Raw genomic sequence first — 24,874 nt, 5'->3', positions numbered from 1 at the left:
ATTGTGTTTTTAACAGGGAGAATCATATGACCACTGCACAGCCCAACTTCGATTTCACCCCCTTCCCCTGGCCGGAAGCCACCTATGACTATGCCGGGGAGCGCCTTGAGCAGCACTGGGAGCGGCTGCACCAGGGGGATGCCGAGCCCTGGCCCGAAGATGAACAAGTACAGGAAGCCTGGCGCGCCTATCACGCCGGTGATTTCGCCCGGGCCGTCAGCCTGGGGCTGGCCGCCGGCGAGGATGGCCTCAACGTGGCGAACAAGGCGCTGGTGATCCACGCCAGCTACCTGCTGGATGACAAGTATGCCAAGCGCGAGGCGTTCGAGCTGGCCGCCAGCAACGCCGAGAAGCTGCAAAAACGTCAGCCAGACAACGTCAACGCCTGGTACTTCCACGCCCTGGCGCTGGGTCGCTACAGCCAGGTGATCTCGGTCTCCAAGGCACTCTCCATCGGCATAGGTGACAAGATCAAGAGCAGCTTGGAGCAGGCGCTGGCGCTGGAGCCTGACCACGGGGAGGCCCATATCGCCTTCGGTGCCTGGCATGCGGAGATCATCGACAAGCTGGGCGCCATGATCGGCGGCATCACCTACGGCGCCAAGAAGGATGAGTCCGAGCGTCACTTCAAGGCGGCGCTGGCCATCATCCCCCACTCCGCCATCGCCCGCATGGAGTACGCCAACGCCATGGTGATGATGCACGGCAAGAGCAAGATGGCGGCGGCCGAGGCACTCTATGGCGAGGCTGCCGAGTGCGAGGCGCTGGATGCCATGGAGCGGCTCGACGTGGAAGCCGCCCGTGAGGAGCTGGAGGAGGAGTAATTCGCCAGACTCATAAAACAAGAGGCCAACCCCCGGGTTGGCCTCTTGCGTTTGAAGCGCGGCGGATCAGCCGTGCAGCAGTTGATCCAGCATGGCGGGGTCGTAGAGTAGATCCGGCTCCATCAGTACCAGCAGCAGCAACTGCTCAAACTCCACCGCGAAGCGCTCGACGATGAGGTCGGGGTCTGGCACCCGCTTCTTGTCGGTGATCAGGCCCACCTGCACCTTGTTGTCATAGGAGAGGATGGAGACGCCGACTGCGATATCGCCGGCCTGGGGCACCCAGAACAGCGGCTGACGCAACCTGGCGCCGGCCAGATAGAGGGTCTGCTGCGGGCCAGGCACGTTGGTGATGACGGCGCTGGCCTTGGCGGAGAGGATGTCGATGGCCTGTTGCTGCACCGCCTTGGGGGCCATGCCCATCACTTCCAGCAGGTTGAGCACCACCGCTGGCTGCAGGGAAGATTTGAGCGCCTGCATCCGATCCCGCACCGCATAGAGGCGTTGCAGCGGATGTTCGATGTTGAGGGGCAGATCCAGGGCCACCAGCCCGAAGCGGTTGCCAAGGGCCCCCTTGTCGTCCGGAGCGCGCATGTTGACCGGCACCAGGGCCCGGATGTCGACGTCGGCCTCGTCGCCCTTCTCCAGCAGATAGTGGCGAAAGGCCCCGGCGGTGGCGGCGATCAGCAGGTCGTTGACCGAGCAGCCGAGCACCCGCCCCACCGCCTTCACGTCCGGCAGCGGGATCTGTTCTGACCAGGCTACCCGCTTGGTGCAGCCGGTCTCTCCCCTGAGCCGGGTATCGGCATCATCGGAGAGGGTGGCAATGGTGTAGAGCTCGGCGGTCACGTCCCTGCTGGTCTTGAGGTAGTCCATCGCCTTGGTGGGGTGGGTCAGCACCTCGACGTATTTGGACCAGAGGGTGCCGGTCAGCTTGAGGCCGGCCCGCAGCAGGCGACTGCCCTGCTGATCGTGCTCTTCATCGTCGTCGTTGGCCACCGGCTCGGGCTGCGGTCTGGGAGCGGCAACCGGGCTCTCGTCCATCATGGTGAGCATGGCCCGCACCAGGGAGAAGCCGTCCCCCATGGCGTGATGAAAGCGTACCACCAGCGCCTGACCGCCGAGGGAGGTGTCTACCAAGTGCATCTCCCAGAGCGGACGCTGGTGGTTGAGGGGGGTGGAGGCAAAGTCGGCCACCAGCCGCTCCAGCTCTGCCTTGCCGGCCTTGCCCGGCAGGATCACCCGCTTGAGGTGCAGGTCGAGATCGAAATCGGGGTCGGTACGCCAGTAGTACTCCCCCCCTTCCAGGCAGGCTTTCTGTGCGAAGCGTGGCTGTACCCGTACGGTGTGCAGCAGGCTCTCGCGCAATCTGGTTTCATCCAGCTGACCGTCGAACATCAGCACGCCGACGATCTGCATCAAGTTGTTGGGCCTGTCCATCCGCAGCCAGGCGGTATCGACACAGGAGATGAGTTCACACACAGACATGTATTATCCCTATTATTTCGCATTATTTGTGCCACATTTCGTTCTGGACGTCGGCGACCAGAACGGAAGCAACAAACAATGTTTTCTTATGTTGGTGAAACTGCACGGCGATTAATTAACGCCAGCCATCCATGACAAAGGCAGAGGCTCTTATTGCCCCGTGAAAATTAAAAATACGACTTGTGATATGCCGCCTGAATAATAATCTCCAGGTCGGCTGTTTCGCCAAAAGAATATAAAGCGCACTATTTCACCATTATTTATTGCGCTGGATCAGTCTTTATTGGATTGGTTATCGCCGCGTGGGACAAGGCAGACGCTGATCGACATATTCGAGGATCTCCTGCTCCAGTACGCTGCGTACCGGTAACAGCATCAGGCCGAGGCGCACTTCCAGCGACAGGGTATCCTCGGTGAGGCAGAGGGAGCCATTGACCCCGGCGCCGCGAAACAGCAAGCGGGTCTCCTCCTCGTCTTCCCACTCGCAGTCGAGTTCGTACTCTTCGCTCATGTCCTGGGCGATGGCTTCGGCAGCGAGCCGAGCACCTGCGAGGCCGAGCGGGTGTTGACGGCTGACCTGGATGGTCGACAGGCTGCTGCCGGCAAGGGGATCGTATAGAAACATGCTAACTCTCTGAGCGGTGACGACATTTACTGATATTAAACACATGAATCAAACAAGTGAAAGTGATTTGCAACATATTTGGGACTCACTTAACAAAGGCTGTCGAGTAAAAGCTCCATCGATTCCGCCTGGGTTGCCGCCGCGTTACACTGGTCTGGCGGCTCATGACGAGTGACTCCCGCCCCTCGCCGGCCGCCCGTTTTATCCGTCACAGGCCATGGGATACACCAGAGAACACAGGTCAAGAGAGCAGCAGATGACCCAAGAGAAACAACCATCCGATGACCACCACCTAGATGAAGAGAGCACCCTGGGGCGACTCTACCGTCAGCTCAACCAGGTGGCCGCCTTGCGTGAGCAGATGCGCACCCACCCGCAGGATCAGCAAGACAGGGACGCATTGCGCCAATGGCAGGCCGATCGGCTGGGGCGCACTCACCGCGATCTGCTGGAGAGCAAGCGCTACGGCCCGGCTGCGCAGTTTTTCCTGACCGACCTCTACGGGCCGGGGGATTGTGCCCGCCGCGATGCGGACGTGATGCGGGTGATGCCGACCGCCGAGCGGCTGTTGCCGGAGTCCGGCCTCAAGGTGCTGGCGCAGGCCATTGAACTCGACGCCCTCTCCGAGGAGCTCGATTACCTGATGGTGGTGGCGCTGCGTCGTAGCGGCAGCATGGCGCGACTGAACGCCAAGGCCTATGCCCTCGCCTATCAGGAGGTGGGTGAAGAAGCGCGCCGCCGTCATCAGTTGCAACTGGTCAACGAGCTGGGAATGACCCTGGACCGGCTGGCCAGAAAGCCGCTGCTCGGGGCGACCTTGAAGCTGATATCGGGGCCGGCCCATCTGGCGGGGCTGGGTGAGCTCTTCTCCTTTGTCGAGCGGGGTTACCGGGTCTGTCATCACATGGGGCGGGCCAGCGAGTTTCTCGAGACCATCGCCAGCCGCGAGACGGCAATCATGCAGGCGTTGCTGACGGGCGATGACACAGTGCTGGATTGACCTTGGGAGTCATGCAGGCACACATGCCGTCAAACATGACAAAGCGGGCCGAGTGGCCCGCTTTTCGTTTATTGTTGGACAGGAGTGCGGTCAGATCACCAGCAGATCCATGAAGGTGTGCACCGGGGTGGCGGCCAGCTGCTTGCCATCCTGGCAGAGGGCCAGGATCGCCTCGGCCCGTCTGGCCGGGAAGCGGGTGGCCAGGTTGTGGCGGAACTTCTCTACCAGCAGCGGGATCCCCTCCTCGCGGCGGCGACGATGACCGACCGGATACTCCACCTCCACCTTGGCGGTATGGGTGCCGTCCTTGAAGAACACCTGGATGGCGTTGGCAATGGAGCGCTTGTCCGCTTCCAGATACTCGCGGCTGTAGCGCTTGTCCTCCTGCACCACCATCTTGGCGCGCAGTCCATCGATGCGGGGATCGGCAGCCACGGCGTCCTCGTAATCCTCGGCGATGAGGCGTCCGAAGATGAGCGGCACCGCCACCATGTACTGCAGGCAGTGATCCCGGTCCGCCGGATTGTTGAGGGCGCCCACCTTGCTGATGATGCGAATGGCCGACTCATGGGTGGTGAGCTCGATGCGGTCAATTTCGTCGAGGCGTCCCTTCACCTGCTCATGCAGCTTCATGGCGCACTCCACCGCGGTCTGGGCGTGGAACTCGGCAGGATAGGAGATCTTGAACAGCACGTTCTCCATCACATAGCTGCCGTACCCCTGATGTAGGGCGAACTGGTTGCCCTTGAACAGCACGTCGTAGAAGCCCCACTTGGGGGCCGTCAGAGCGCCGGGATAGCCCATCTCGCCGCTCATGGTGATAAGGGCGAGGCGCACCGCCCGGGAGGTGGCATCCCCCGCCGCCCAGCTCTTGCGCGAACCGGCATTGGGGGCATGACGGTAGGTACGCAGGCTCTGGCCATCGACCCAGGCCTGGGAGACCGCATCGATCACCTGATCGCGGCTACCGCCCAGCATGTGGGTCACCACGGCGGTACTGGCAACCTTCACCAGCACCACGTGATCGAGACCGACCCGGTTGAAGGAGTTCTCCAGTGCCAGTACCCCCTGGATCTCATGGGCCTTCACCATGGCCGTCAACACATCGCTCATGGTGAGCGGCGCCTTGCCTTCTGCCACCCGGGTACGGGAGAGCCAGTCGGCGGTAGCCAGGATCCCCCCCAGGTTGTCGGAAGGGTGGCCCCACTCGGCGGCCAGCCAGGTGTCGTTGTAATCGAGCCAGCGGATGATGGCGCCGATATCCCAGGCGGCCTTGACCGGGTCGAGGCAGAGCTGGGTACCGGGCACCCGGGCACCGTGGGGTACCAGGGTACCGGGCACGATGGGGCCAAGATGCTTGGTGCACTCGGGAAAACGCAGGGCCAAGAGGCCACAGCCCAGGGTATCCATCAGGCAGTAACGGGCGGTATCGAGGGCGGCCTGGCTGGTAATGGGGTGATTGCAGACGTAATCGGCAATATCGACCAGCACCTGATCGGGGTCTGGTCTGTGGTTGACGTCGACGTTGGCGGACATCGTGACTTCCTTATCGTTGTAGTGAATGAAACAGGGTGATGAAACGGCGCCCTGCCCGCCCGCCTGCGCGCATCGACCCCGCTGTGGCCGGTGTCGGGTGACGCAATGGGGTGACAGGGCTGCTCATGGTTATCGCTGCTGCAGCGAGACGAAATGCCGGGGCGCCGGGCCGACGTAATCGGCGCTCGGGCGGATGATCCGGTTGTGTTCGCGCTGCTCCATCACGTGGGCGCACCAGCCGGTGACCCGCGAGCAGACGAAGATGGGGGTGAACAGCTTGGTCGGGATCCCCATGTAGTGATAGGCGCTGGCGTGGAAGAAGTCGGCGTTGGGGAAGAGCTCTTTCTCCTCCCACATCACCTTCTCCGCCTCGCAGGAGACGCGATAGAGCCGGTCATCGCCCACCGCCTCGGCCAGCTTGGCCGACCACCCCTTGATGATGACGTTGCGCGGATCCGAGGTGCGATAGACGGCGTGGCCAAAGCCCATGATCTTCTCCTTGGCTGCCAGCTTGGCCTGCAGCTCGCGCCGCGCCTGGGCCTCATCCTGCCAGGGTTCGATCATCGCCATGGCCGCTTCGTTGGCGCCGCCGTGCAGCGGGCCGCGCAGGGTGCCGATGGCCGCGGTGACGCAGGAGAACATGTCAGAGAGCGTCGAGGCGCAGACCCGGGCCGCAAAGGTGGAGGCGTTGAACTCATGCTCGGCGTAGAGAATGAGGGAGACGTGCATCACCCGGCGCTCCAGCTCGCTCGGCGTCTTCTGGTGCAGCAGCGCCAGGAAGTGGCCGCCGATGCACTCTTCGTCGGTGTCGAGGGCGATGCGCACCCCGTCGTGGCTGAACTTGTACCAGTAAAGGAGAATGCCCGGGAAGGCGGCCAGTAGCCGATCCGCCACTTCATGCTCGTGCTCGAAGCCATCCTCCGGCTCCAGATCGCCGAGCATGGAGCAGCCGGTGCGCAGCACATCCATGGGATGGGCGTCGGCTGGAATGCGCTCGAGCACCTCCAGCAAGGCGGCAGGCAGGGTGCGCAGGCGGAGCAGCGTCCGCTTGTAATCCTCGAGCTGCTGCTCGTCCGGCAGCTCGCCCTTGAGCAGCAGGTAGGCGACCTCTTCGAACTGGGCGCCGTCGGCCAGCTCCTGGATGTCATAGCCGCGATAGGTGAGCCCGGTGCCGCTCTTGCCCACGGTGCAAATGCTGGTCTCCCCCGCGCTCTGGCCACGCAGGCCGGCGCCACCCAACGGTTTTTGCTGTCCCATTGCCTTTCCTCCTAGTCCTTGGGTGTAAACAGACGGTCCAGCGTCTGCTCGTAGTGGTGATAACCGAGGAAGTCGTAGAGCGACTCCCGGGTCTGCATGGTGTCGACGACGGCCCGCTGATGGCCATCCTGGCGAAGGTGCTGATAGACGTTGAGGGCTGCCTGGTTGGCCGCCCGGCTGGCACTCAACGGATAGAGCACCATGTCGACGCCGTGGGCGGCGAGCGCCTCCTTGTCGAACAGCTCGGTTTTGCCAAATTCGGTCATGTTGGCGAGAATGGGCACCCCGGCCGCCTGCTTGAACAGGTCATACTGGCCGAGCTCGGTCACCGCCTCGGCGAAGATCATGTCGGCCCCGGCGGCCACGTAGGCGGCGGCGCGCTCCAGCGCCGGGCCAATCCCCTCCACCGCCAGCGCGTCGGTGCGGGCCATGATGACGAACTCGTCGTTCTCGCGGGCATCCACCGCCGCCTTGATGCGATCACACATCTCCTCCTGCGAGACCACCGCCTTGTTGGGTCGGTGGCCACAGCGCTTCTGGGCCACCTGATCTTCCATGTGCACGGCAGCTACTCCGGCACGTTCGAAGGCGCGTACGGTGCGGGCTATGTTGAAAGCCCCGCCCCAGCCGGTGTCGATGTCGACCAAAAGCGGCACACGGGTCGCCGCCGTGATGCGTTCGGCGTCGGTCAAGACGTCGTTCAGGCTGGTCATGCCAAGATCCGGCAGGCCATAGGAGGCGTTGGCCACGCCGGCGCCCGAGAGGTAAATGGCCTGAAAACCGCTGCGCTCCGCCATCAGCGCCATGTAGGCATTGATGGTGCCGACGATCTGCAGGGGGCGTTCATTGGCGAGGGCGGTGCGAAAGCGCAGACCTGCCGAGGGGGTAAGGCTGGACATCATGACTCCTTTCACTTGTCTGGTCTGACTATCTAATATCACGTTTACGTTAACGTCAATCATACTTTCGTGGCAGCCCCCTGCCAGGCAAGACAGGACGCGGCTTTTAGGGTAAATTTCACCAATTCCTTCAACAGGTTGAATCGTAATGTCGGATCCTAATCCCGTGATCGTCTGCCCGGCTTGCGACTTGCTGATCGAACGCAAGTTATTGCCGCTTGGGCGCCACGCCCACTGCCCCCGCTGTCATCAGCATCTGTACGGGCGCTACGCATTTCGCCCCTCCCAGCTGATGGCGCTGACCATCACCGGTTTCCTGTTGCTCCCGTCCGCCTTCTTCGAACCGCTGATCTACCTGCGCCTGGCTGGCGTTAACTCGGACGCCAACCTGCTCAAGGGGATCCTGGTGCTGCTGCTCGAACACGAGATCTGGGTGGCGGGGCTGGTGTTCTGGTGCGCCGTGCTGGCGCCGGTGGGCTTGCTGCTCGGGATCTTTGCGCTGGCCTCGGGCCTCGCCAAACGCTGGCACATACTGGCGCCGACCCTGCAGGCGGTGGAGGTGTTTCGCCACTGGGCCATGCTGGAGGTCTACATCGTCAGCCTGCTGGTCGCCCTGTTCAAGCTGGTCGACATCGCCGACGTGCGCCTCGGCGGCGGCCTGCTCAGCCTTGGGATCCTGATGCTGCTCAACCTGACGTTGCTGATCCTGTTTGACCCCGCCCCCTATTGGGAGCGGGTACCGCTGGAGGAGCCGGACCATGTCCCAGACCAGCGCCCGTGAACTGGGGCTCTGCCGCTGCCACACCTGTGGCCTGCTGGTGCGCTATCAGGCGGGCAGCGTCTGCCCCCGCTGCCACAGCCGGCTGCAAGTGCGCATTCCCCACTCCCTGGCCTGGTCCTGGGGTTTGCTGGCGCTGGCCAGCTTCATGCTGCTGCCCGCCAACCTTCTGCCCATCACTCATTTCTACAACAAGGGATTGTTGCAGTCCGACACCATCTTCAGCGGTATCATGATGCTCTATCGCAGCAAGATGTCGGGGATTGCCACCATAGTCCTCACCGCCAGCATCATAGTGCCGGTGGGCAAGATTTTGGGGCTGGGCTGGATCTGCTGGCAGTTGCAGCGCAGCAAGCCGGTGCGGCGCAAACGCCAGCTCATCATGTATCGCATCATCGACTTCATCGGGCGCTGGTCCATGCTGGACTTGTTCGTCATCTCGCTGATGGTGGCCCTGGTGGATCGCGGGGTGCTGCTCAACGTGCGAGCCGGCCCCGGCGCCACTGCCTTTGCCGGTGTGGTGGTGTTGACCATGATGTCGGCCCGCATGCTGGACACGCGCCTGCTGTGGGACAAGGCGGCCCGTTAGGGCGCGGCAGTGTTAACCTGTTTTCTTCTATCTGAATGCTGTTTATCTCAGCCAATTAAGGAGTCGGTATGATCGGGGCTGAACCCGTCATTGAGAAGCGTCGCTGGTTGTCACCCGTCTGGTTGCTGCCCTTTATCGCCCTGTTGCTGGCGGGGGGCTTCATCTACCAGCAGTTTGTCAGCAGTGGCCAGCTTATTCGCATCAACTTCGCCCAGGGCAACGGCATCTTGCCGGGCAAGACCCAGGTGCGTTACCAGGGGGTCGCCATCGGGGTGGTACAGGAGCTGGCGCTGGCCGAGGATGGCCGCAAGATAGCGGTGCTGGCCAAGATTGACAGCCGGGCTCGCCCGCTCATCCGCAAAGGCTCGGACTTCTGGCTGGTGAGCCCCAAGGCGTCGCTCACCGAGATTTCCGGCCTCGATACCCTGGTCTCCGGCAACTACATCAACCTGCAGCCCGGGCGGGACAACAACCCGCTGCAGGAGGAGTTCGACGCGCTGGACGGCCCTCCCCCCGGTTATCAGGCCCAGGGGCGGATGCTGCACCTGACCGCCGATTCGCTCGGCTCGGTCGGCATCGGCGCCAAGCTCTATTTTCGCGGCATCGAGGTGGGCAGCGTCATCAACACCCGCCTTGGCGAAGAGAACCAGAACGTGATCCTGGATCTGGTAATCGAGCCGCGTTTTGAACACCTCATCAAGGCCGACACCCGCTTCTGGAACATCAGCGGCATCAAGGGCTCCTTCAGCCTGGCCGGGGTCAATGTGGAGGCCGGCAGCCTCACCTCCATCCTGAGCGGCGGCATCGCCTTCGACTCTCCCAAGGACTCCCCGGAGCCGGAGAAAGGCCAGGTCTTCACCCTCTACAAAGGGTTGGCCGAGGCGGCCCGCGGCGAGCGAATTGACATCCAGGCGGGGGATCTGCCCATCAAGGAGGGGATGCCCATCCTGTTTGAAGGCATCGAGATCGGCCGCATCGACCCCATTCGCCTGACCGACAAGGGCCGGGTGGTGAGCGCGCTGATCAACCCGGAGCAGGCGTTTCGGATCACCGGCAACAGCCGCTTGGTGTGGGAGAGCGTCTCCCTCGGCGCCGGCGGCATCAAGCATGCGGATCGCCTGCTGGCGGGCCCGGCCATTCGCCTCGACTATGTGGCGGGCGAGCGGGTCAAGGCCATGACCCTGAGCAGCAAGGAGCAACCGGGCGGCATCAAGCTGGTGCTGCAGGCCGACGATCTGGCCGGCCTCAACGAAGGGGCGCCGCTCTGGTACAAGGGCTTGCAGGTGGGCCAGATCAGCCAGCTCACCCTGGATGGCGGTGGCAACGCCAGTGTGGCTCTGGTCGTGCAGAGCCAGTATCAGCATCTGCTCAACCGGGCCCGTTTCTATCGGGCGGCGCCGCTGCAGATCGATGCCGACTTGAGCGGTATCAAGGTGGAAACCAGCCCGGCCAGCGCCTGGATTGGCGGCGGCATCAAGCTGGTGCAGGCTCCCTCTGGCGAGCGGGTCAACCGGCTCTATCCCAGCCAGGAGCTGGCCCTGCTCGGTACCCGGGATGCCAAGCCCCGTCGCTGGATGTTGAAGGCTGAACAAGCCGATGGCATCGGTATCGGCTCCCCGGTGCTCTATCTGGGGCTCGAGGCCGGTAAGGTCAACGCGCTGCGCGCCGCCAGGGAGGGGGTGGAGATCGAACTCGAGATCGCCGGTGTCTATGCCCCCCTGCTGGAGCAGCAGCCGCAATTCTGGAAAAAGCCGGCGCTGGATACCCGGGTGCGGGTGGATGGCGTGCAGGTCAAGGTGGGGAACCTCGCCACCCTGCTGCGTGGCGCCATCGAGTTCGATCGGCTCGGCACAGGCCGCAGCAGTCATCAGCTGTTTGACAGCAAGGAGCAGGCCAAGGCCAAGGTACGGACCCTCTCCCTGGTGGCTGACAGCAACCCGGGGCTCGGGGTCGGCAGCCCGATCCGCTACCGCGGGGTCGACATCGGCAAGATTGAACAGATTGAGCTGGAGCCGGCCCTGGGCCAGGTGATCTTCAAGGCCGAGCTGGATGGCCAGTATGCCGCGCGCTTCCTGCAGTCCGGTGCCCGCTTCACCCTGGTTCAGGCCAAGCTGGGGCTGGGTGGCGTGGCCCACCTCGATACCCTGATCAAGGGTGCCTTTGTGGAGGCGCAGCCCGGCCAAGGAGCTGGCAAGGAGCGCTTCCCCCTTAGCCAGAGTGGCCCGGCCGGCCTGGCGCTCACCCTCAAGAGCGCGTCGGTCAACGGTTTGAGCGTCGGCAGTCCATTGCTGTTTCGCAAGATGGTGGTGGGCAGCGTGACCAAGGTGGCGCTGGCCCGCGATGGCAGCGAGGTGCTGATCGACGTCAACGTGGAGCAGGAGTACGCCCATCTGGTGCGGGTCAACACCCGCTTCTGGAATGTCTCCGGAGTCAAGGCGGATATCGGCCTGACCGGTGGTACCATCGAGGTGGAGACGGTGCAGAGCCTGCTCGCCGGCGGCATCGCCTTCAACACTCCGGAGAAAGAGATGGGGCCGACCGTCAAGGCCGGCCACAGCTACCCGCTGCATGCCAAGGCCGAGAAAGAGTGGCAGGAGTGGAGCCCCCGCATCCAGCCCTGATCTCTCCCCTCACTCACGCTCACCCAAGCCCGGCACTGTGCCGGGCTTGTTTTTAGCCGCTGCGCTTTCAGAATATTCCTGCCCTTGTGATAAGATGTCGCCCCTCATTTTCGGTCAACGAGACGGCTCCGTGCACGACAACACCTATCTTCCCGATCACTTCTTGCGCCATATCGCAGCCATCATGCCGGCGCACCTCTCCATGGATGAGTTCGTGGCCAGTTGTCGACGACCGCTGCGGCGCAGTATCCGGGTCAACACCCTGAAGATATCGGTGGCGGCGTTTGTGGCGCGGATGCAACCGCTCGGTTGGCAGCTCGATCCCGTGCCCTGGTGCGACACCGGCTTCTGGCTCAGTCGCGAAGACGAGAGCGTGCCCCTTGGCAACACCGCCGAGCACTTGAGCGGCCTCTTCTACATTCAGGAGGCGAGCTCCATGCTGCCGGTCACCGCCCTGTTTGCCTGTGAGCAGACCCGGCGTGATGGCATGTTGCTGGACGCGGCGGCGGCCCCCGGCTCCAAAACCACTCAGATTGCGGCCCTGATGGACAACCAGGGGATGCTGGTTGCCAACGAGTATTCCAGCAGCCGGCTCAAGGTGCTCAGCGCCAATCTGCAGCGCTGCGGCGTGACCAACGTGGGCATGACCCATTTCGATGCCAAGGTCTTCGGCCAGTGGTTGCCGGAAACCTTCGATGCCATCCTGCTCGACGCACCCTGCTCCGGTGAGGGTACGGTGCGCAAGGACGAAGACGCCCTGCGCAACTGGAGCATCGAGAGCATCGACGAAATCGCCGCCGTGCAGCAAGGGTTGCTGGAGAGCGCCTTCCATGCTCTCAAACCGGGGGGCGTACTGGTCTACTCCACCTGTACCTTGAGCCTGCAGGAAAACCAGGCCGTCTGTCAGTCACTGCAAGACAAGTTCGGCGATGCCTTCAGCTTTGACTCGCTGGCCGATCTCTTCCCCGCTGCGGAGAAAGCCTGTACACCGGAAGGATATCTGCACGTTTGGCCCCAGATCTTCGACAGTGAAGGCTTTTTCGTCGCCAGATTGCGCAAGCACCACTCAGTGCCCAACACCATGTTCAAACCGGGCAAGCTCGGCAAATTTCCCTTCTCGCCGCTGCCGGCCAAGGAGTCCGAACCCATGCTGCGCGAGATTGAAGCAGCCTTCGGGGTGGCGCAGCAGGGAAATCTGTTTGGCCGCAGCGAGGAGATCTGGCTCTTCCCCCAGCTGTTCGAACAGGTACAGGGCAAGCTGCGTTTCGATCGCATCGGACTGAAACTGGCGGAGACTTTCAAGAAAGGGTATCGGCTGACCCATGAGTGGGCGCTGGCCTATGGTGACGGTGCGAGCAAGGGATTCGTCGAGCTCGATATAGCGAATGCGCGGGAGTTCATGATGGGGCGGGACGTGTGGCCGGAGCAAGCCGCCGGCACTGGCGAGGTGATCGTCCGCTATCAGGGTCATACCCTGGGCATGGGGAAATGGGTGGGCAGCCGGGTCAAGAATGCCCTGCCCCGCGAGCTGGTGCGTGACAACAATCTGTTCGTGTAACAAGTTGTACCGGAGCAGGAAAACCCACACTCCGGTTGAACCTTTGCGCGGGTCTTGAAAAGCCTTGAGCCTTGTCTAAGCTTAAAGGCAATCCGAACACCAGTTAGCGCACGGCTCTGCAAGGAGCCAATTCCCCTATGCCAGGTACAAGGAATTCGTACCTGGCTTTTTTTATGTCCCGGTTTCTCGATCTTTGCCTCAATTGCCGGCGCGTTTACTCGAGCATCTCCGCCGGTGCTTGTGCATCGATCTGCGCCCTGTCCTGTTTCTGTTTCTGCTCATGCTGATAGAGCAGATCGATGGCCTGTTCGATGAGGGATGCCTGGCTATCTTCGAGCAACTGCCCCAACATGGCCAACCGCTCGGCATGGCGATTGCTGATCCAGCATTGCAACCGGCTGTGAGTTTCCTGTTTGCGTTTCACGTGCTGGCGCTGCCGCTCGGCGTTGTCTTGCGCCCCGCTCACTTCTATTTCCTGGCTCATATCACCTTGCAACTTTGATTTTTACAGCCCGTTATCTCTCACCAAGTCTTCAATATTCGCTGACCAACACCGAAGAGCCTGACTCTCCCCTTCTTGATGGGGTGAGGTCCAGTGCGCTGCAAATATATCATTGGATCAACAAGATATCATTTAACATAAAAAAGTGAGTGACGCGGTTATATTACAGCAGGCCATCCAGGGCGTGATCCGAGAACTTGTGAGCATCGTCGAAATACTCCTGCAAGGTACGGATGTCCTTGTGGCGGGTGACCTCGATGATCTTGTTCATCGGTTTGCCGGCAGTGACCGCCGAGGTGATGAAGCCGCGGCGCAGACTGTGGCCGCTGACCTGGAGATCGTCGATGGCCTGACCGGTGCGCCGCTTGATCATCAGGTTGATGCCTTGCGGGCCGAGCGGCTCCTGCATGAGCTGGCCCCAGCGATTCATGCGGCGAAACAGGGCCCCCTCATGGATCCGGCTCTGTTTGAGCCAGCGCGCCAGTGCCGACACCGGGCAATATTGTTTGCCGGGCACCAGGGCGATCTCCGTTTCATGTAGCTGATGCTTGCTGGGCTTGAGCCGAAGGCGGATCCCCTGCCCCACAAAGTCGAGGTCATCCACCTCAATCCTTGCGGCCTCCGAGCGGCGCAAGGCACCGCTGAACATCAGCAACAACAGGGTGTAATCCCGCAGTCCCGCCAGATTGCTGGTGTCGATTTCGTCGAGCACGCATGCCAGCGGTTTCAGGGTCAGCGCCCCCGTTTTACGTTTGCGGTTGTCACCGAGCCGCACTATGCCCCGCATCATCTCCTTTATTTCCGCATGCTCGGTCGGCATGGGGTGGATCCCCTTCTGCTTGAAGGCATAACGGATGCCGGCGAGCCGTCTTACCAGGGTGGCTGGCTTGCGGGGATCGCCGTTTCGCAGCTCCCCCTTCCCCTCTTCCTTGTCCAGCCAGACCCAATCGGCCAGGATGCCGTCGGCCTGATCCGCCAGAAAGTTCATGATGTCATGATGGGTAGTCTGCAGCGGATCGAGCCCATGCAGCTGACACCAGAACACGAAGATACGGGTATCGGCCTGGTAGGCATTGAGGGTGGAGTCGGCTTTGGCGCTGCGCAGGAAGCGTCTGGCCCGGCTGTTCAGCTGAGGATCGAAGACGCTCTGCAAGGGCTGCTGAACTGGGTTTGAAATGCGTGGGTAGTTCACTTAACTCTATGATTTAATGCGGAGTTTCGTTGGATCTTACAGGATCTTGCAGATCTATCAAGTATCGATAATGAATATTATCGATACTTATGAAGAGTGCTTTTAACCCATTTCACCCTCCTCATTTATTCCTCAGCACACTGTTCTTCTTGCTTCGTTTTATCAGGGTTGAGGGCTTTGCCTCATCAGCATCCACTACACGAGGTGAGAGATAACGAACAACTATGATCGTTTTTGAATGGGCCATGATAGTGCTGATTGTCATAGTAAAACATAGTAAAACGCCCCGCATAGCGGGGCGTTGTTTGTTATCGCTTTGCCAACTTGAACAATTCAAAGAAGTTGTCACTGGTCGCTTGCGCCAATTCGGCTAGCGGCATTTGCCGCAGATCCGCGATGAACTGGGCCACGTCGCGAACAAAGGCCGGCTCGTTCTCCCTACCCCGGTGCGGAACCGGCGCCAGATAGGGAGAGTCGGTTTCAACCAGCAGTCGTTCCAGTGGCAACGCCTTGACCACCACCTGCAGAGCAGCCGCATTCTTGAAAGTGGCGATGCCGGAGATGGAGATATAAAACCCCATCGCCATGGCCGCCTCTGCCATTTCGAGTGACTCGGTGAAGCAGTGCAGCACCCCACCTACCTGATCTGCCCCCTCTTCACGCATGATCTGCAGGGTATCCTGCTGGGCATCGCGGGTATGGATGATGAGGGGCTTGTTCAGGGCGCGGGCCACCCGGATATGCTCCCGGAAGGAAGCCTGCTGTACCTCCTTGTTCTCCGGCGAATAGAAGTAGTCGAGCCCGGTCTCGCCGATGGCTACCACCCTTTCATCCGCCGCCTGGGCCAACAACAAATCGGCATCGACGCCAGGCTCCTGGTTGAGGGGATGCACGCCGCAGGAGGCAAACACCTGAGGGTAAGGGGCTATCGCCTCCAGCATGGTCGGGAACTGTGCCTGGGTCACGCTCACACAGAGAAAATATCCCACGTCCTGCCTGGCCGCCTTGGCCAGCACATCGGCCATGTCGGTCTGCTTGCTGCCATAACTCAGACGATCGAGGTGGCAATGGGAATCAACGAGTAACATACAAAACCTTTTGGGATCTATAACCAGCGAGTGAGCCAGTTCATCAAATGAATTGTGGGGTTGGAGAGCTGCCCGGGCTGGCAGGCCGCCTTGAGCCCAACGAGCTGCTGCTCCGCCTCCAGCAGCTTTTCACTGGAGTGACGTTCCGCCAGTTGTTGACTGAGCGCGGCCAGATCCGGCATGGCCAGCTGGTGAGGGCCACAACCGGCCTGCGTCTTGAGCGCATCGCACAAGAACAGCTGCACCCAGTGCAGTCTGACCTGGGTATCGCTCGCCAGCAGGCTGCACACATGGTTGGTCCGGGTGGGTGTTTGCGAGAGGGCGAGAAAACTCTCAAGCAAATCACGGCGATCCGTGTCCTGCTGCTGCGTCAAGTAATCCAGCACTCGCAGCGGAGCCCCTTGGCAGATCCGCACCTGAGCCTGGGTGGCCTGATGACCCTGCTCGGCGAGCCAGGCCAGGGTCTCCCCTTCCGCCGGCAACTGGCAGACATGCTTGTGGCAACGGCTGAGAATGGTGGGCAGCAGGCGGGAAACCTGGGAGGCGATCAGCAGCAACAAGCTGTCACCAGCCGGCTCCTCCAGGGTTTTGAGCAGGGCGTTGGCGGCCGATTCGGTCATGCGCTCCGCATCGGGGATGATCACCACCTTGCCGCGGCCAAGCTGGGCCGAATTCTGCAGGCGCGCACAGATCTCGCGGATGGCCTCGACCCCTATGGTCTTGCCCTCAGTGGTGAGGGAGCCCAGATCCGGGTGATGACCCTTTTCAAACAGCTGGCAGGAGTGGCAATGACCACAAGGCTCGCCCCGATCAGGCTGATGGCACAGGTGCAGGCGGGCCAGCTGCTGTGCAAGTTGCTCCTTGCCAAGACCGGGATCACCCAGCAGCAGCCAGGCGTGCCCCAGCCGGCCGGCGGCGGCAGTCTGACTCAAGGCATGCCAGTCCGGGATCAACCAGGGATACATGAGGGCTCGTCTTTCAGGTAGTGGGACAATGCAGCCTCGATGGCCGCCTTGACCTGCTCCGGCGCTTGGCCGGCATCGATCACCTTGATTGACTCATCGGCGGCAGCCAGTTCCAGATAACGCTGGCGGGTACGCTCGAAGAAGCTGAGCTGCTCAAGCTCGATCCGGTCCAGCTCACCGCGGTGACGGGCCCGTTGCAGGCCGATGGCGGGATCGATGTCGAGATAGAGGGTCAGATCCGGCTTGAAGTCGCCGAGCACGGCCCGCTTGATGGCGCCGATGAGGTTGGCATCGATGCCACGACCACCGCCCTGGTAGGCCTGGGAGGAGAGATCGTGGCGATCGCCCACCACCCAGACGCCGTCAGCCAGCGCCGGCTTGATGCGTGTCTCGACCAGTTGCACCCGGGAAGCGTACATCAGCAGCAGTTCGGCTTCGATGGTGAGCCGCTCGTCGTGCACCTCCTTGACGATGGCCCGCATCCGTTCCGCCAACGGCGTGCCGCCCGGCTCACGGGTACACTCGATCCGCGCCACGCCGCGGGCATGCAGATAGTCGGTCACGTAGCGCACCGCGGAGCTCTTCCCCGCACCTTCCAGTCCTTCAATCACGATAAATTTAGACATTAGGGTTTCTTCAAAATGTATTCACGCACCGCCCGATTGTGTTCATCGAGGGTCTTGGAAAAATAGTGGGCCCCGCCCCCCTTGGCGACGAAATAGAGATAGTCGGTCGACAGGGGATTGAGCGCCGCTTCGATGGAGGCCTTGCCCGGCATGGCGATGGGGGTGGGCGGCAAGCCGTCGATCACATAGGTGTTATAGGGGTTCACGTCGGTCAGGTCGCTGCGGCGGATATTGCCGTCATACCTGTCCTTCACCCCGTAGATGACGGTGGGATCAGTCTGCAGCTTCATGCCAAGGCGCAGACGATTGACAAACACCGAGGCGATCCGCGCCCGCTCTTCCGGCATCCCCGTCTCTTTTTCGATGATCGAGGCCATGATCAGCGCCTCGTAGGGAGTCTTGTAGGGCAGATTGGCCTGACGCTTCTCCCAGCTCTGCTGCAGGAAGGTTTCCATGTCCTGATGGGCACGGCGCAAAATGGAGAGATCGCTGGCATGAGTGGTATAGGCGTAGGTCTCCGGCAGGAACCAGCCCTCCAGCTTGCCGTTTTCAATGCCAAGCTCCTGAGCCAGATCGGTCTCGGGCAACTCGACGGTCAGCCGCTCCAGATAAGGGGCGCTGGCCAGCTGCTTCAACCAATCCTCGAAACGGGATCCTTCGACGAAGGTCAGGCTGAAGTGAAACTCCTTGCCGGAAGCAAACAGGGAGAGGGTATCCTTGAGCGGTGCCCCTTCCTTGATCTCATAGGTTCCGGACTTGATGGCAACCAGCTCGGGGTGACCGCGCAACCAGAGTCGCACCGCCCAGGGGCTGGTTTCCCCCTCCCCCAGTTCGGCGATCAGACGCGCCGCATGGGCTCCCTTCTCTACGGTAAAGAGACGGGTCGGTCCCTTGTTGGTGAGCGTCTCCACCTGTTGCCACTTGTAATGTACATAGCCCCCGGCAGCGGCGACAGTCAGCGCCGCGCCCGCGAGCAGGGTGTAAAGCCGATTAAACTTCAATGACCAAACGCTCCTGTAAACGGCGGATCAATTCCTGACTGGCATATTGGGTCTCCCCGATGCCGGTGACCGGCACTATGCCCATCAGGGTATTGGTCAGCCATACCTCTTCGGCCTGCCACAGTGACTCCAGCGGAGCCTCCACGACACGCAGTTCAATGCTCATCTGTTTTAGCATCGCCATCACATGGCGCCGCATGATGCCGTCTATGCCGCAGTGGGAGAGATCCGGCGTAAACACCGTTCTGCCACGGCGCCAAAACAGATTGGCACTGACCCCTTCTACCAGAAATCCCCGACTGTTCAAGACTATACCTTCGACCCCGGAACGGGCCGCAAGTTCGCTTTTCAGCAGCACCTGCTCCAGCCGGTTGAGGGTCTTGAGGCCTGCCAGCATGGGGGCATCCCCCAACCGCTGCCGGCATACCAAGAGTGGAATGCCATCTTGCTGCCATGTCGGGTAGTGAGCCGGGTAAGCAGCCAGCGACAGGATCCGGGTCGGCGCATGGCAGGCAGTGCAATCATAGCCCCGGCCACCGCTGCCGCGGGTCAGCATCACCTTGATCACCGCCAGCGCTTGATCACGGGCCAATTGGGCCACTTCATCGCCGAGTTGTTGCCAGTCCAGCTCGGCAAGGCCGAGTCTGGCGCTCGCTTGCTGCAACCTTGCCAGGTGTGCCGGCCACCAGACGGGCCGGCCATCCCTGACCAACAGGGTGGTGAAATGACCATCCCCATAGGCCAGACCACGATCCATGGCGGACACGCTGTCTGTCGGTATTCCATTGATCAGCAAAAGGATCCCTCCGATAAAAAAGGCCCGATACTGACGTATCGGGCCCATACTATCCGCCCAGGGCGAATTATACGCGTTTGAAGATCAGTGAGCCATTGGTGCCGCCAAAACCGAAGGAATTGGAGAGGGCATATTCGAACTTGCCGGCCTTGGCAACATGAGGCACCAGATCCAGATCGCACTCATCATCCGGGTTGTCCAGGTTGATGGTGGGCGGCGCCATCTGATCGCGCAGCGCCAGTACCGTGATGATCGCCTCGATGGCGCCGGCGGCACCCAACAGGTGTCCGGTCATCGATTTGGTGGAACTGACCATCAGGGATTTGGCATGTTCGCCAAATACGGCCTTCATGCCGCGCAGCTCGGCAACGTCACCCAGCGGGGTGGAGGTGCCGTGGGCATTGATGTAACCCACCTGCTCGGGGGCGATACCGGCATCCTTGATGGCATTTTGCATGGCGCGGGCGCCACCGTTGCCATCGGCGGGAGGGGCCGTCATGTGGTAGGCATCACCGCTCATGCCAAAGCCGACCAGCTCGGCATAAATCTTGGCGCCACGGGCCTTGGCGTGTTCGTACTCTTCCAGCACCAGCACCCCGGCGCCATCACCCAGTACGAAACCGTCGCGATCTTTATCCCACGGACGGCTGGCCTTGGTGGGCTCGTCGTTGCGGTTGGAGAGCGCCTTGGCGGCGGCAAAACCGCCCATCCCCATCGGGGTGGATGCCTTCTCGGCACCACCGGCCACCATCACGTCCGCATCGCCGTAGGCGATCATGCGACCGGCCATGCCGATGGCATGGGTGCCTGTGGTACAGGCGGTGGTCACGGCGATGTTGGGGCCCTGCAGGCCTCTCATGATGGAGAGATGACCGGACACCATATTGATGATGGTGGACGGTACGAAGAAGGGGCTCAGCTTGCGGGGACCGCCGTTGACCAGGCTGCTGTGGTTCTGCTCAATCAGACCCAGACCGCCGATGCCGGAACCGATCGCCACACCGACACGCTCGGCATTCTCCTCGTTGATGACGAGACCGGCATCATCCAGCGCCTGCACGCCTGCGGCGATGCCGTACTGGATGAAGAGATCCATCTTGCGAGCTTCTTTGCGGTTGATACCGTACTGCTCGGGATCGAAATCCTTGACCTGGCCTGCGAAGCGGGTCGCAAACTCGCTGGCGTCAAAGTGTTCGATGGGAGAAATGCCGCTCTGCCCGTTGAGCAGGGCTTGCCAGCTGGATTCGGCAGTGTTGCCTACCGGGGAAAGCATCCCCAAGCCGGTCACCACGACTCTGCGTTTTGACACTGAGGTAGTCTCCGAGAGGTGTTTTGAAAAGGAGTAAACATAAAAGAAGCGGCCCTTAGGCCGCTTCTTTCAGAACAGGAACTTATTCCTGATTAGCGGTGATGTAGTCGATAGCCGCTTGAACAGTGGTGATCTTCTCGGCTTCTTCATCAGGAATTTCGGTATCGAATTCTTCTTCCAGCGCCATTACCAGTTCAACGGTATCCAAAGAGTCAGCGCCCAGGTCGTCGACGAAGGAGGCAGCGTTCTTAACGTCTTCTTCTTTAACACCCAGTTGTTCGATGATGATTTTCTTTACGCGTTCTTCGATGTTGCTCATGACCTGAATTTTCCTTTAAAAATACGCTATTGCGTCTGGTTGGGGTAGTTTATTCAATTGACGTGAGTTTGCAAGTAGCTTGCCGCTGGTCAAACCACGAAATTCGCCAAACTTCGGCGTACTATCGCAAATTTGAACAGATCTCACGACAAATTGATTACACCATGTACATCCCGCCATTAACATGCAGGGTTTCGCCAGTGATGTAGGCGGCATCATCCGATGCCAAGAATACCACAGCAGCGGCAATTTCTTTTGGATCGCCCAGACGAGCGGCAGGTACCTGGCTCATGATGCCGGCACGCTGCTCTTCATTGAGCGCCTTGGTCATATCGGTCTCGATGAAACCGGGGGCAACCGCGTTCACGGTAATGCCGCGGGAGGCCACTTCACGAGCCAGCGACTTGGTGAACCCCACCAGGCCCGCCTTGGCGGCCGCGTAGTTGACCTGACCGGCGTTGCCCATGGTGCCGACCACGGAACCGATGCTGATGATGCGGCCATTGCGCTTCTTCATCATGGCGCGCAGCACCGGCTTGCTCAGACGGTACAGGGAGGTGAGGTTGGTGTCGATGATCTCGTTCCACTCATCATCCTTCATCCGCATCAGCAGGTTGTCACGGGTGATCCCTGCGTTGTTGATCAGGATGTCGATGTCGCCAAAACGCGCTTTGATGGCGGCGAAGACGGCTTCGATGGATTCCTGGCTGGTCACGTTCAGCGCCATGCCGCAACCCTGTTCACCCAGATAGGCGCTGATTGCCTCGGCGCCGCTCTCGCTGGTCGCCGTGCCGACTACCTTGGCGCCACGGGCCGCAAAAGTTTCAGCAATCGCACGGCCGATGCCACGACTGGCACCGGTCACCAACACAACCTTATCGGTAAAGCTCATTCATTGCTCCTGTTTACTTGATCTGGGCCAGCGCCTGCTCGAAAGAGGCGGCATCGTTGGCATGAATACCTTCCACGCGCTTGTCGATGCGCTTGGCGAGCCCGGTCAGTACCTTGCCCGGTCCCATTTCGATCTCGAGGGTGACCCCCTCATTGGCCATCCGCTCGACAGTCTCGGTCCAACGAACCGGGCTGAACAACTGACGCACCAATGCCTGCTTGATGGCGGCCGGATCCTGCTCACAGGATACGTCGACATTATTGATGACGGCGATGGCAGGAACCTTGATCTCGATCCCGTCCAGCGCAGCTGCCAGTTTTTCGGCAGCAGGTTTCATCAGCGCGCAATGGGAGGGCACGGAGACCGGCAGCGGCAGCGCACGCTTGGCTCCGGACTCTTTCATCAGCACGTTGGCGCGCTCGACGGCCTCTTTGTGACCGGCGATGACCACCTGGCCAGGGGAGTTGAAGTTGACCGGAGAAACCACCTGCCCTTCAGCCGCTTTCTCGCAGTTGGCGGCGATGGCGTCGTTGTCCAGGCCGATGATGGCGGCCATGGCACCGGTGCCTTCCGGCACGGCTTCCTGCATGGCCAGACCACGCAGCTCAACCAGTTTGACCGCATCGGTAAAGGTCAGCGCGCCGCTGCAGACCAGGGCGGAATACTCACCCAGACTGTGGCCTGCCATCACGGCGGGGGTTGCCCCACCCTGCTGTTGCCACAGGCGCCACAGCGCGACAGAAGCGGTCAGCAGTGCAGGCTGGGTACGCCAGGTCTTGTTCAGCTCTTCGACCGGACCTTCCATGACCAAGGCAAACAGGTCATAACCCAGCACCTGGCTCGCCTCGGCGAAGGTCTCCTTGATCACGGCATGTTGTTCGGCCAGCTCGGCCAGCATGCCGACGGTTTGGGAGCCCTGTCCCGGGAAGGCAATGGCAAATTGGGTCATCATTGATTCCTTTAAATAAGAGAAAAATGAGAACGGCAGGATGAGACGCTCGTCCCATCCCGCTGACGATCAGAGGCGAACCAGCGCCGAGCCCCAGGCAAAACCGCCGCCGAAGGCTTCCAGCAAGACCAGCTGGCCCGGTTTGATCCGGCCGTCGCGCACCCCTTCATCGAAGGCGATGGGAACGGAGGCGGCAGAGGTGTTGCCGTGTTTGTCGAGGGTCAGCACCACCTTGTCCAGCCCCATGCCAAGCTTCTTGGCGGTGGCGCTGATGATGCGGAAGTTGGCCTGATGGGGCACCAGCCAGTCCAGCTCGCTCGGCTCGATGCCGGCGGCGGCCAGGGTCTCGGTGACGATTTCGCTCAGACGGGTGACCGCGACTTTGAAGACATCATTGCCCTTCATGTACATGTAGGCTTCGAGCTCGGCCCCCGGCATGCCGCGACGGGGCTGCGGCAGCTTGAGCAGCTCGCCATAACGACCATCCGCATGCAGATGGGTGGAGAGGATGCCGGGGGTGTCGCTCGCACCGATCACCACGGCCCCTGCCCCATCCCCAAACAGGATGATGGTGCCACGATCCTCGGGATCGCACATGCGCGACAGCACATCGGCGCCGACGACCAGCACGTGGCGGGCGGCACCGGATTTGACGAACTGATCGGCAATGGAGAGCGCATACGTAAAGCCGGCGCAGGCGGCCGCCACGTCGAAGGCCGGGATCCCTTGCGCTCCGAGCAGCCCCTGCAGTTCACAGGCGGCGGCCGGAAAGGCGTTTTCGGCGCTGGTGGTGGCCAGCACTATCATGTCGAGATCGGCGGCCGTCAGGCCCGCGGCCTCCAGTGCGCGCAGGGCTGCCTGGTGAGACAGGGTTGCAACGGTTTCATCGGCACCGGCAATGCGGCGTTCACGGATCCCGGTACGCTCCACAATCCACTCGTCACTGGTCTCTACCATCTGTTCGAGGTCGGCGTTGGTGCGTACCGAGTGCGGCAGATAGCTGCCAGTACCCAAAATTTTGCTATGCATAGAGTTCTTATAGATCCCTGTCGGAAAAGACAGATTCAAGGCGATCTGCGATTTGCAATGGAAGTTGATGCTTGGCCTCTTGCGCGGCCAGCAGGATCGCGTTACACAGGGCACGCCGTTCGGCCCGCCCATGGCTTTTTACCACAATGCCGCGCAATCCTAACAGACTTGCACCGTTATACTGGTCGGGGTTCAGGTAAGAAAAACGTCGTTTGAACATAAATCCGGCGATACGGCCAAGAAAACTGCGTTTCTTGCGGGGATATCCGGCCAGTTGGGCCATCATCCGCACCACCCCCTCCGCCGTCTTGAGGGCGACGTTGCCGACAAAACCGTCGCAGACGATCACGTCGCAATCGCCGCTAAAAATTCGATCCCCTTCAACAAAGCCGACAAAGTTGAGCGCCTGGCACTGGCGCAGCAGTTCGGCACTGTGGCGCACCAGATCGTTCCCCTTGATCTCCTCCTCCCCCACGTTGAGCAGGGCCACCCTGGGAGTGGCAACCCCCTCCACCTTTTCAGCCACCACTGAGCCCATCACGGCAAACTGCAGCAGGGTGTCGGCATCGCAGCTGACGTTGGCACCGAGATCCAGCATCACGGTGCGTTTGCCGGACAGGGTGGGCAGCGCCTTGATGAGGGCGGGTCGGTCGACGCCGGGCAGGGATTTGAGCACGCATTTGGCCATGGCCATCAGTGCACCTGTGTTGCCGGCGCTGACGCAGGCATCGGCTTCGCCGCCCTTGACCAGATTGAGTACGACTCGCATGGAGGAGTCTTTCAGGGTGCGCAGTGCCACGATCGGTTTGTCGCCCATCCCAACGACCTGGGAGGCATGTACAAAACGGACACGAGGGTGATTGAGCAAGCCATGTTGCTGCAGGAGGGGGGTGGTCTGGTGCTGGTCACCGACCAGGATCAATTTCAGCTGGGGTAAAAGAGACAGTGCCTGCACGGCGGCAGGCACTGTTTCCGAGGGGCCAATATCTCCCCCCATGATGTCTAGCGCGACAGTTTGCGTAGACAAAGGC

24 protein-coding genes are annotated in these 24,874 nt (G+C 61.2%); 6 read left to right on the top strand and 18 right to left on the bottom strand.

The genetic code is table 11. The features are described from left to right. Positions 1-26: 26 nt before the first annotated feature. Positions 27-824, top strand: coding sequence for a hypothetical protein (locus PG897_RS01800; protein ID WP_005300853.1), 798 nt, complete (start codon positions 27-29; stop codon positions 822-824). 66 nt (positions 825-890) lie between these two features. Here PG897_RS01800 and PG897_RS01795 read toward each other — a convergent pair whose 3' ends face one another. Both PG897_RS01795 and PG897_RS01790 read right to left on the bottom strand, forming a co-directional pair. Then, entirely contained in the window at positions 891-2,312 is a 1,422-nt protein-coding gene (locus PG897_RS01795; protein WP_201880540.1) for a wax ester/triacylglycerol synthase family O-acyltransferase, read from the bottom strand. Positions 2,313-2,604: 292 nt separating this feature from the next. Further along, positions 2,605-2,982 (bottom strand): polyhydroxyalkanoic acid system family protein, encoded by a 378-nt coding sequence (locus PG897_RS01790; RefSeq protein ID WP_201880543.1) that lies wholly within the window; start codon positions 2,980-2,982, stop codon positions 2,605-2,607. 211 nt (positions 2,983-3,193) lie between these two features. On the opposite strand from PG897_RS01790, the gene PG897_RS01785 reads away from it, so the two are divergent. Beyond that, positions 3,194-3,937, top strand: coding sequence for an FFLEELY motif protein (locus tag PG897_RS01785; RefSeq protein ID WP_094698452.1), 744 nt, complete (start codon positions 3,194-3,196; stop codon positions 3,935-3,937). 90 nt (positions 3,938-4,027) lie between these two features. Here PG897_RS01785 and PG897_RS01780 read toward each other — a convergent pair whose 3' ends face one another. From PG897_RS01780 to prpB, 3 genes are all read right to left on the bottom strand, one after another. Then, positions 4,028-5,473 carry a bifunctional 2-methylcitrate dehydratase/aconitate hydratase gene (locus tag PG897_RS01780; RefSeq protein WP_201880553.1) on the bottom strand — a complete coding sequence of 482 codons (1,446 nt, stop codon included), beginning with the start codon at positions 5,471-5,473 and terminating at the stop codon, positions 4,028-4,030. Positions 5,474-5,602: 129 nt separating this feature from the next. After that, on the bottom strand, positions 5,603-6,730 hold the full coding sequence (gene prpC, locus PG897_RS01775) for a bifunctional 2-methylcitrate synthase/citrate synthase (RefSeq protein WP_201880555.1): 1,128 nt from the start codon (positions 6,728-6,730) through the stop codon (positions 5,603-5,605). Positions 6,731-6,741: 11 nt separating this feature from the next. Further along, entirely contained in the window at positions 6,742-7,629 is an 888-nt protein-coding gene (gene prpB, locus PG897_RS01770) for a methylisocitrate lyase (RefSeq protein WP_201880558.1), read from the bottom strand. A gap of 148 nt (positions 7,630-7,777) precedes the next feature. Here prpB and PG897_RS01765 point away from each other — a divergent pair, with 148 nt between their 5' ends. The 4 genes from PG897_RS01765 to rsmF all read left to right on the top strand — a co-directional run bounded on the left by PG897_RS01765 (position 7,778) and on the right by rsmF (position 13,175). Continuing rightward, on the top strand, positions 7,778-8,410 hold the full coding sequence (locus PG897_RS01765) for a paraquat-inducible protein A (protein ID WP_010633989.1): 633 nt from the start codon (positions 7,778-7,780) through the stop codon (positions 8,408-8,410). Then, on the top strand, positions 8,388-8,996 hold the full coding sequence (locus PG897_RS01760) for a paraquat-inducible protein A (RefSeq protein ID WP_010633988.1): 609 nt from the start codon (positions 8,388-8,390) through the stop codon (positions 8,994-8,996). The genes PG897_RS01765 and PG897_RS01760 overlap by 23 nt, the downstream gene beginning before the upstream one ends. 68 nt (positions 8,997-9,064) lie before the next feature. After that, entirely contained in the window at positions 9,065-11,617 is a 2,553-nt protein-coding gene (locus tag PG897_RS01755; RefSeq protein WP_201880563.1) for an MlaD family protein, read from the top strand. Between the two features lie 130 nt (positions 11,618-11,747). Then, positions 11,748-13,175, top strand: a complete 1,428-nt coding sequence (rsmF, locus tag PG897_RS01750; RefSeq protein WP_024941787.1) for a 16S rRNA (cytosine(1407)-C(5))-methyltransferase RsmF — start codon at positions 11,748-11,750, stop codon at positions 13,173-13,175. A 214-nt stretch (positions 13,176-13,389) separates the two neighbouring features. On the opposite strand, the gene PG897_RS01745 is transcribed toward rsmF, so the two are convergent. The 13 genes from PG897_RS01745 to plsX all read right to left on the bottom strand — a co-directional run bounded on the left by PG897_RS01745 (position 13,390) and on the right by plsX (position 24,870). Next, the gene (locus PG897_RS01745; protein WP_024941786.1) at positions 13,390-13,659 is read right to left on the bottom strand and encodes a RepB family protein; all 270 of its coding nucleotides are present in this window, start codon (positions 13,657-13,659) and stop codon (positions 13,390-13,392) included. Between the two features lie 181 nt (positions 13,660-13,840). After that, positions 13,841-14,869: a site-specific integrase gene (locus PG897_RS01740; RefSeq protein WP_024941785.1), complete on the bottom strand. Its 1,029-nt coding sequence runs from the start codon at positions 14,867-14,869 to the stop codon at positions 13,841-13,843. 308 nt (positions 14,870-15,177) lie between these two features. Continuing rightward, the gene (locus PG897_RS01735; protein WP_139430864.1) at positions 15,178-15,957 is read right to left on the bottom strand and encodes a TatD family hydrolase; all 780 of its coding nucleotides are present in this window, start codon (positions 15,955-15,957) and stop codon (positions 15,178-15,180) included. 17 nt (positions 15,958-15,974) lie between these two features. Continuing rightward, positions 15,975-16,922: a DNA polymerase III subunit delta' gene (holB, locus tag PG897_RS01730; protein ID WP_201880565.1), complete on the bottom strand. Its 948-nt coding sequence runs from the start codon at positions 16,920-16,922 to the stop codon at positions 15,975-15,977. Continuing rightward, positions 16,907-17,548, bottom strand: coding sequence for a dTMP kinase (gene tmk, locus PG897_RS01725; RefSeq protein WP_201880566.1), 642 nt, complete (start codon positions 17,546-17,548; stop codon positions 16,907-16,909). The genes holB and tmk overlap by 16 nt, the downstream gene beginning before the upstream one ends. Next, entirely contained in the window at positions 17,548-18,549 is a 1,002-nt protein-coding gene (mltG, locus tag PG897_RS01720; protein ID WP_005300892.1) for an endolytic transglycosylase MltG, read from the bottom strand. Before mltG ends, tmk begins: the two co-directional genes overlap by 1 nt. Beyond that, positions 18,539-19,393, bottom strand: coding sequence for an aminodeoxychorismate lyase (pabC, locus tag PG897_RS01715; RefSeq protein WP_201880568.1), 855 nt, complete (start codon positions 19,391-19,393; stop codon positions 18,539-18,541). Before pabC ends, mltG begins: the two co-directional genes overlap by 11 nt. Positions 19,394-19,412: 19 nt before the next feature. After that, entirely contained in the window at positions 19,413-20,654 is a 1,242-nt protein-coding gene (gene fabF / locus PG897_RS01710) for a beta-ketoacyl-ACP synthase II (protein WP_201880570.1), read from the bottom strand. An 82-nt stretch (positions 20,655-20,736) separates the two neighbouring features. Next, positions 20,737-20,973, bottom strand: a complete 237-nt coding sequence (gene acpP, locus PG897_RS01705; RefSeq protein ID WP_005300909.1) for an acyl carrier protein — start codon at positions 20,971-20,973, stop codon at positions 20,737-20,739. 157 nt (positions 20,974-21,130) lie between these two features. Beyond that, complete coding sequence (gene fabG / locus PG897_RS01700; RefSeq protein WP_005300916.1) at positions 21,131-21,865, bottom strand: 3-oxoacyl-ACP reductase FabG; 735 nt, start codon at positions 21,863-21,865, stop codon at positions 21,131-21,133. 13 nt (positions 21,866-21,878) lie between these two features. After that, positions 21,879-22,814: an ACP S-malonyltransferase gene (gene fabD / locus PG897_RS01695; protein WP_201880573.1), complete on the bottom strand. Its 936-nt coding sequence runs from the start codon at positions 22,812-22,814 to the stop codon at positions 21,879-21,881. A 69-nt stretch (positions 22,815-22,883) separates the two neighbouring features. Continuing rightward, entirely contained in the window at positions 22,884-23,843 is a 960-nt protein-coding gene (locus PG897_RS01690) for a beta-ketoacyl-ACP synthase III (protein WP_139430868.1), read from the bottom strand. Positions 23,844-23,850: 7 nt separating this feature from the next. After that, a complete protein-coding gene (plsX, locus tag PG897_RS01685; RefSeq protein WP_017779016.1) occupies positions 23,851-24,870 on the bottom strand; it encodes a phosphate acyltransferase PlsX in 1,020 nt (339 codons plus the stop codon). Positions 24,871-24,874: the final 4 nt, after the last annotated feature.

It is taken from the genome of Aeromonas sp. QDB20 (assembly GCF_027707805.1).
Classification (GTDB): domain Bacteria; phylum Pseudomonadota; class Gammaproteobacteria; order Enterobacterales; family Aeromonadaceae; genus Aeromonas; species Aeromonas dhakensis.
The sequence above is the reverse complement of the archived record's forward strand: the minus strand, read 5'-3'. Positions and strand labels throughout refer to the sequence as shown.

Bases quoted from the DNA above. Each gene is read 5' to 3' on its own strand.
- PG897_RS01800 (WP_005300853.1), top strand. From the start codon at position 27: ATGACCACTGCACAGCCCAACTTCGATTTCACCCCCTTCCCCTGGCCG.
- PG897_RS01795 (WP_201880540.1), bottom strand. From the start codon at position 2,312: ATGTCTGTGTGTGAACTCATCTCCTGTGTCGATACCGCCTGGCTGCGG.
- PG897_RS01790 (WP_201880543.1), bottom strand. From the start codon at position 2,982: ATGTGTTTAATATCAGTAAATGTCGTCACCGCTCAGAGAGTTAGCATG.
- PG897_RS01785 (WP_094698452.1), top strand. From the start codon at position 3,194: ATGACCCAAGAGAAACAACCATCCGATGACCACCACCTAGATGAAGAG.
- PG897_RS01780 (WP_201880553.1), bottom strand. From the start codon at position 5,473: ATGTCCGCCAACGTCGACGTCAACCACAGACCAGACCCCGATCAGGTG.
- prpC (WP_201880555.1), bottom strand. From the start codon at position 6,730: ATGGGACAGCAAAAACCGTTGGGTGGCGCCGGCCTGCGTGGCCAGAGC.
- prpB (WP_201880558.1), bottom strand. From the start codon at position 7,629: ATGTCCAGCCTTACCCCCTCGGCAGGTCTGCGCTTTCGCACCGCCCTC.
- PG897_RS01765 (WP_010633989.1), top strand. From the start codon at position 7,778: ATGTCGGATCCTAATCCCGTGATCGTCTGCCCGGCTTGCGACTTGCTG.
- PG897_RS01760 (WP_010633988.1), top strand. From the start codon at position 8,388: ATGTCCCAGACCAGCGCCCGTGAACTGGGGCTCTGCCGCTGCCACACC.
- PG897_RS01755 (WP_201880563.1), top strand. From the start codon at position 9,065: ATGATCGGGGCTGAACCCGTCATTGAGAAGCGTCGCTGGTTGTCACCC.
- PG897_RS01745 (WP_024941786.1), bottom strand. From the start codon at position 13,659: ATGAGCCAGGAAATAGAAGTGAGCGGGGCGCAAGACAACGCCGAGCGG.
- PG897_RS01735 (WP_139430864.1), bottom strand. From the start codon at position 15,957: ATGTTACTCGTTGATTCCCATTGCCACCTCGATCGTCTGAGTTATGGC.
- holB (WP_201880565.1), bottom strand. From the start codon at position 16,922: ATGTATCCCTGGTTGATCCCGGACTGGCATGCCTTGAGTCAGACTGCC.
- tmk (WP_201880566.1), bottom strand. From the start codon at position 17,548: ATGTCTAAATTTATCGTGATTGAAGGACTGGAAGGTGCGGGGAAGAGC.
- pabC (WP_201880568.1), bottom strand. From the start codon at position 19,393: ATGGGCCCGATACGTCAGTATCGGGCCTTTTTTATCGGAGGGATCCTT.
- acpP (WP_005300909.1), bottom strand. From the start codon at position 20,973: ATGAGCAACATCGAAGAACGCGTAAAGAAAATCATCATCGAACAACTG.
- fabG (WP_005300916.1), bottom strand. From the start codon at position 21,865: ATGAGCTTTACCGATAAGGTTGTGTTGGTGACCGGTGCCAGTCGTGGC.
- fabD (WP_201880573.1), bottom strand. From the start codon at position 22,814: ATGACCCAATTTGCCATTGCCTTCCCGGGACAGGGCTCCCAAACCGTC.
- PG897_RS01690 (WP_139430868.1), bottom strand. From the start codon at position 23,843: ATGCATAGCAAAATTTTGGGTACTGGCAGCTATCTGCCGCACTCGGTA.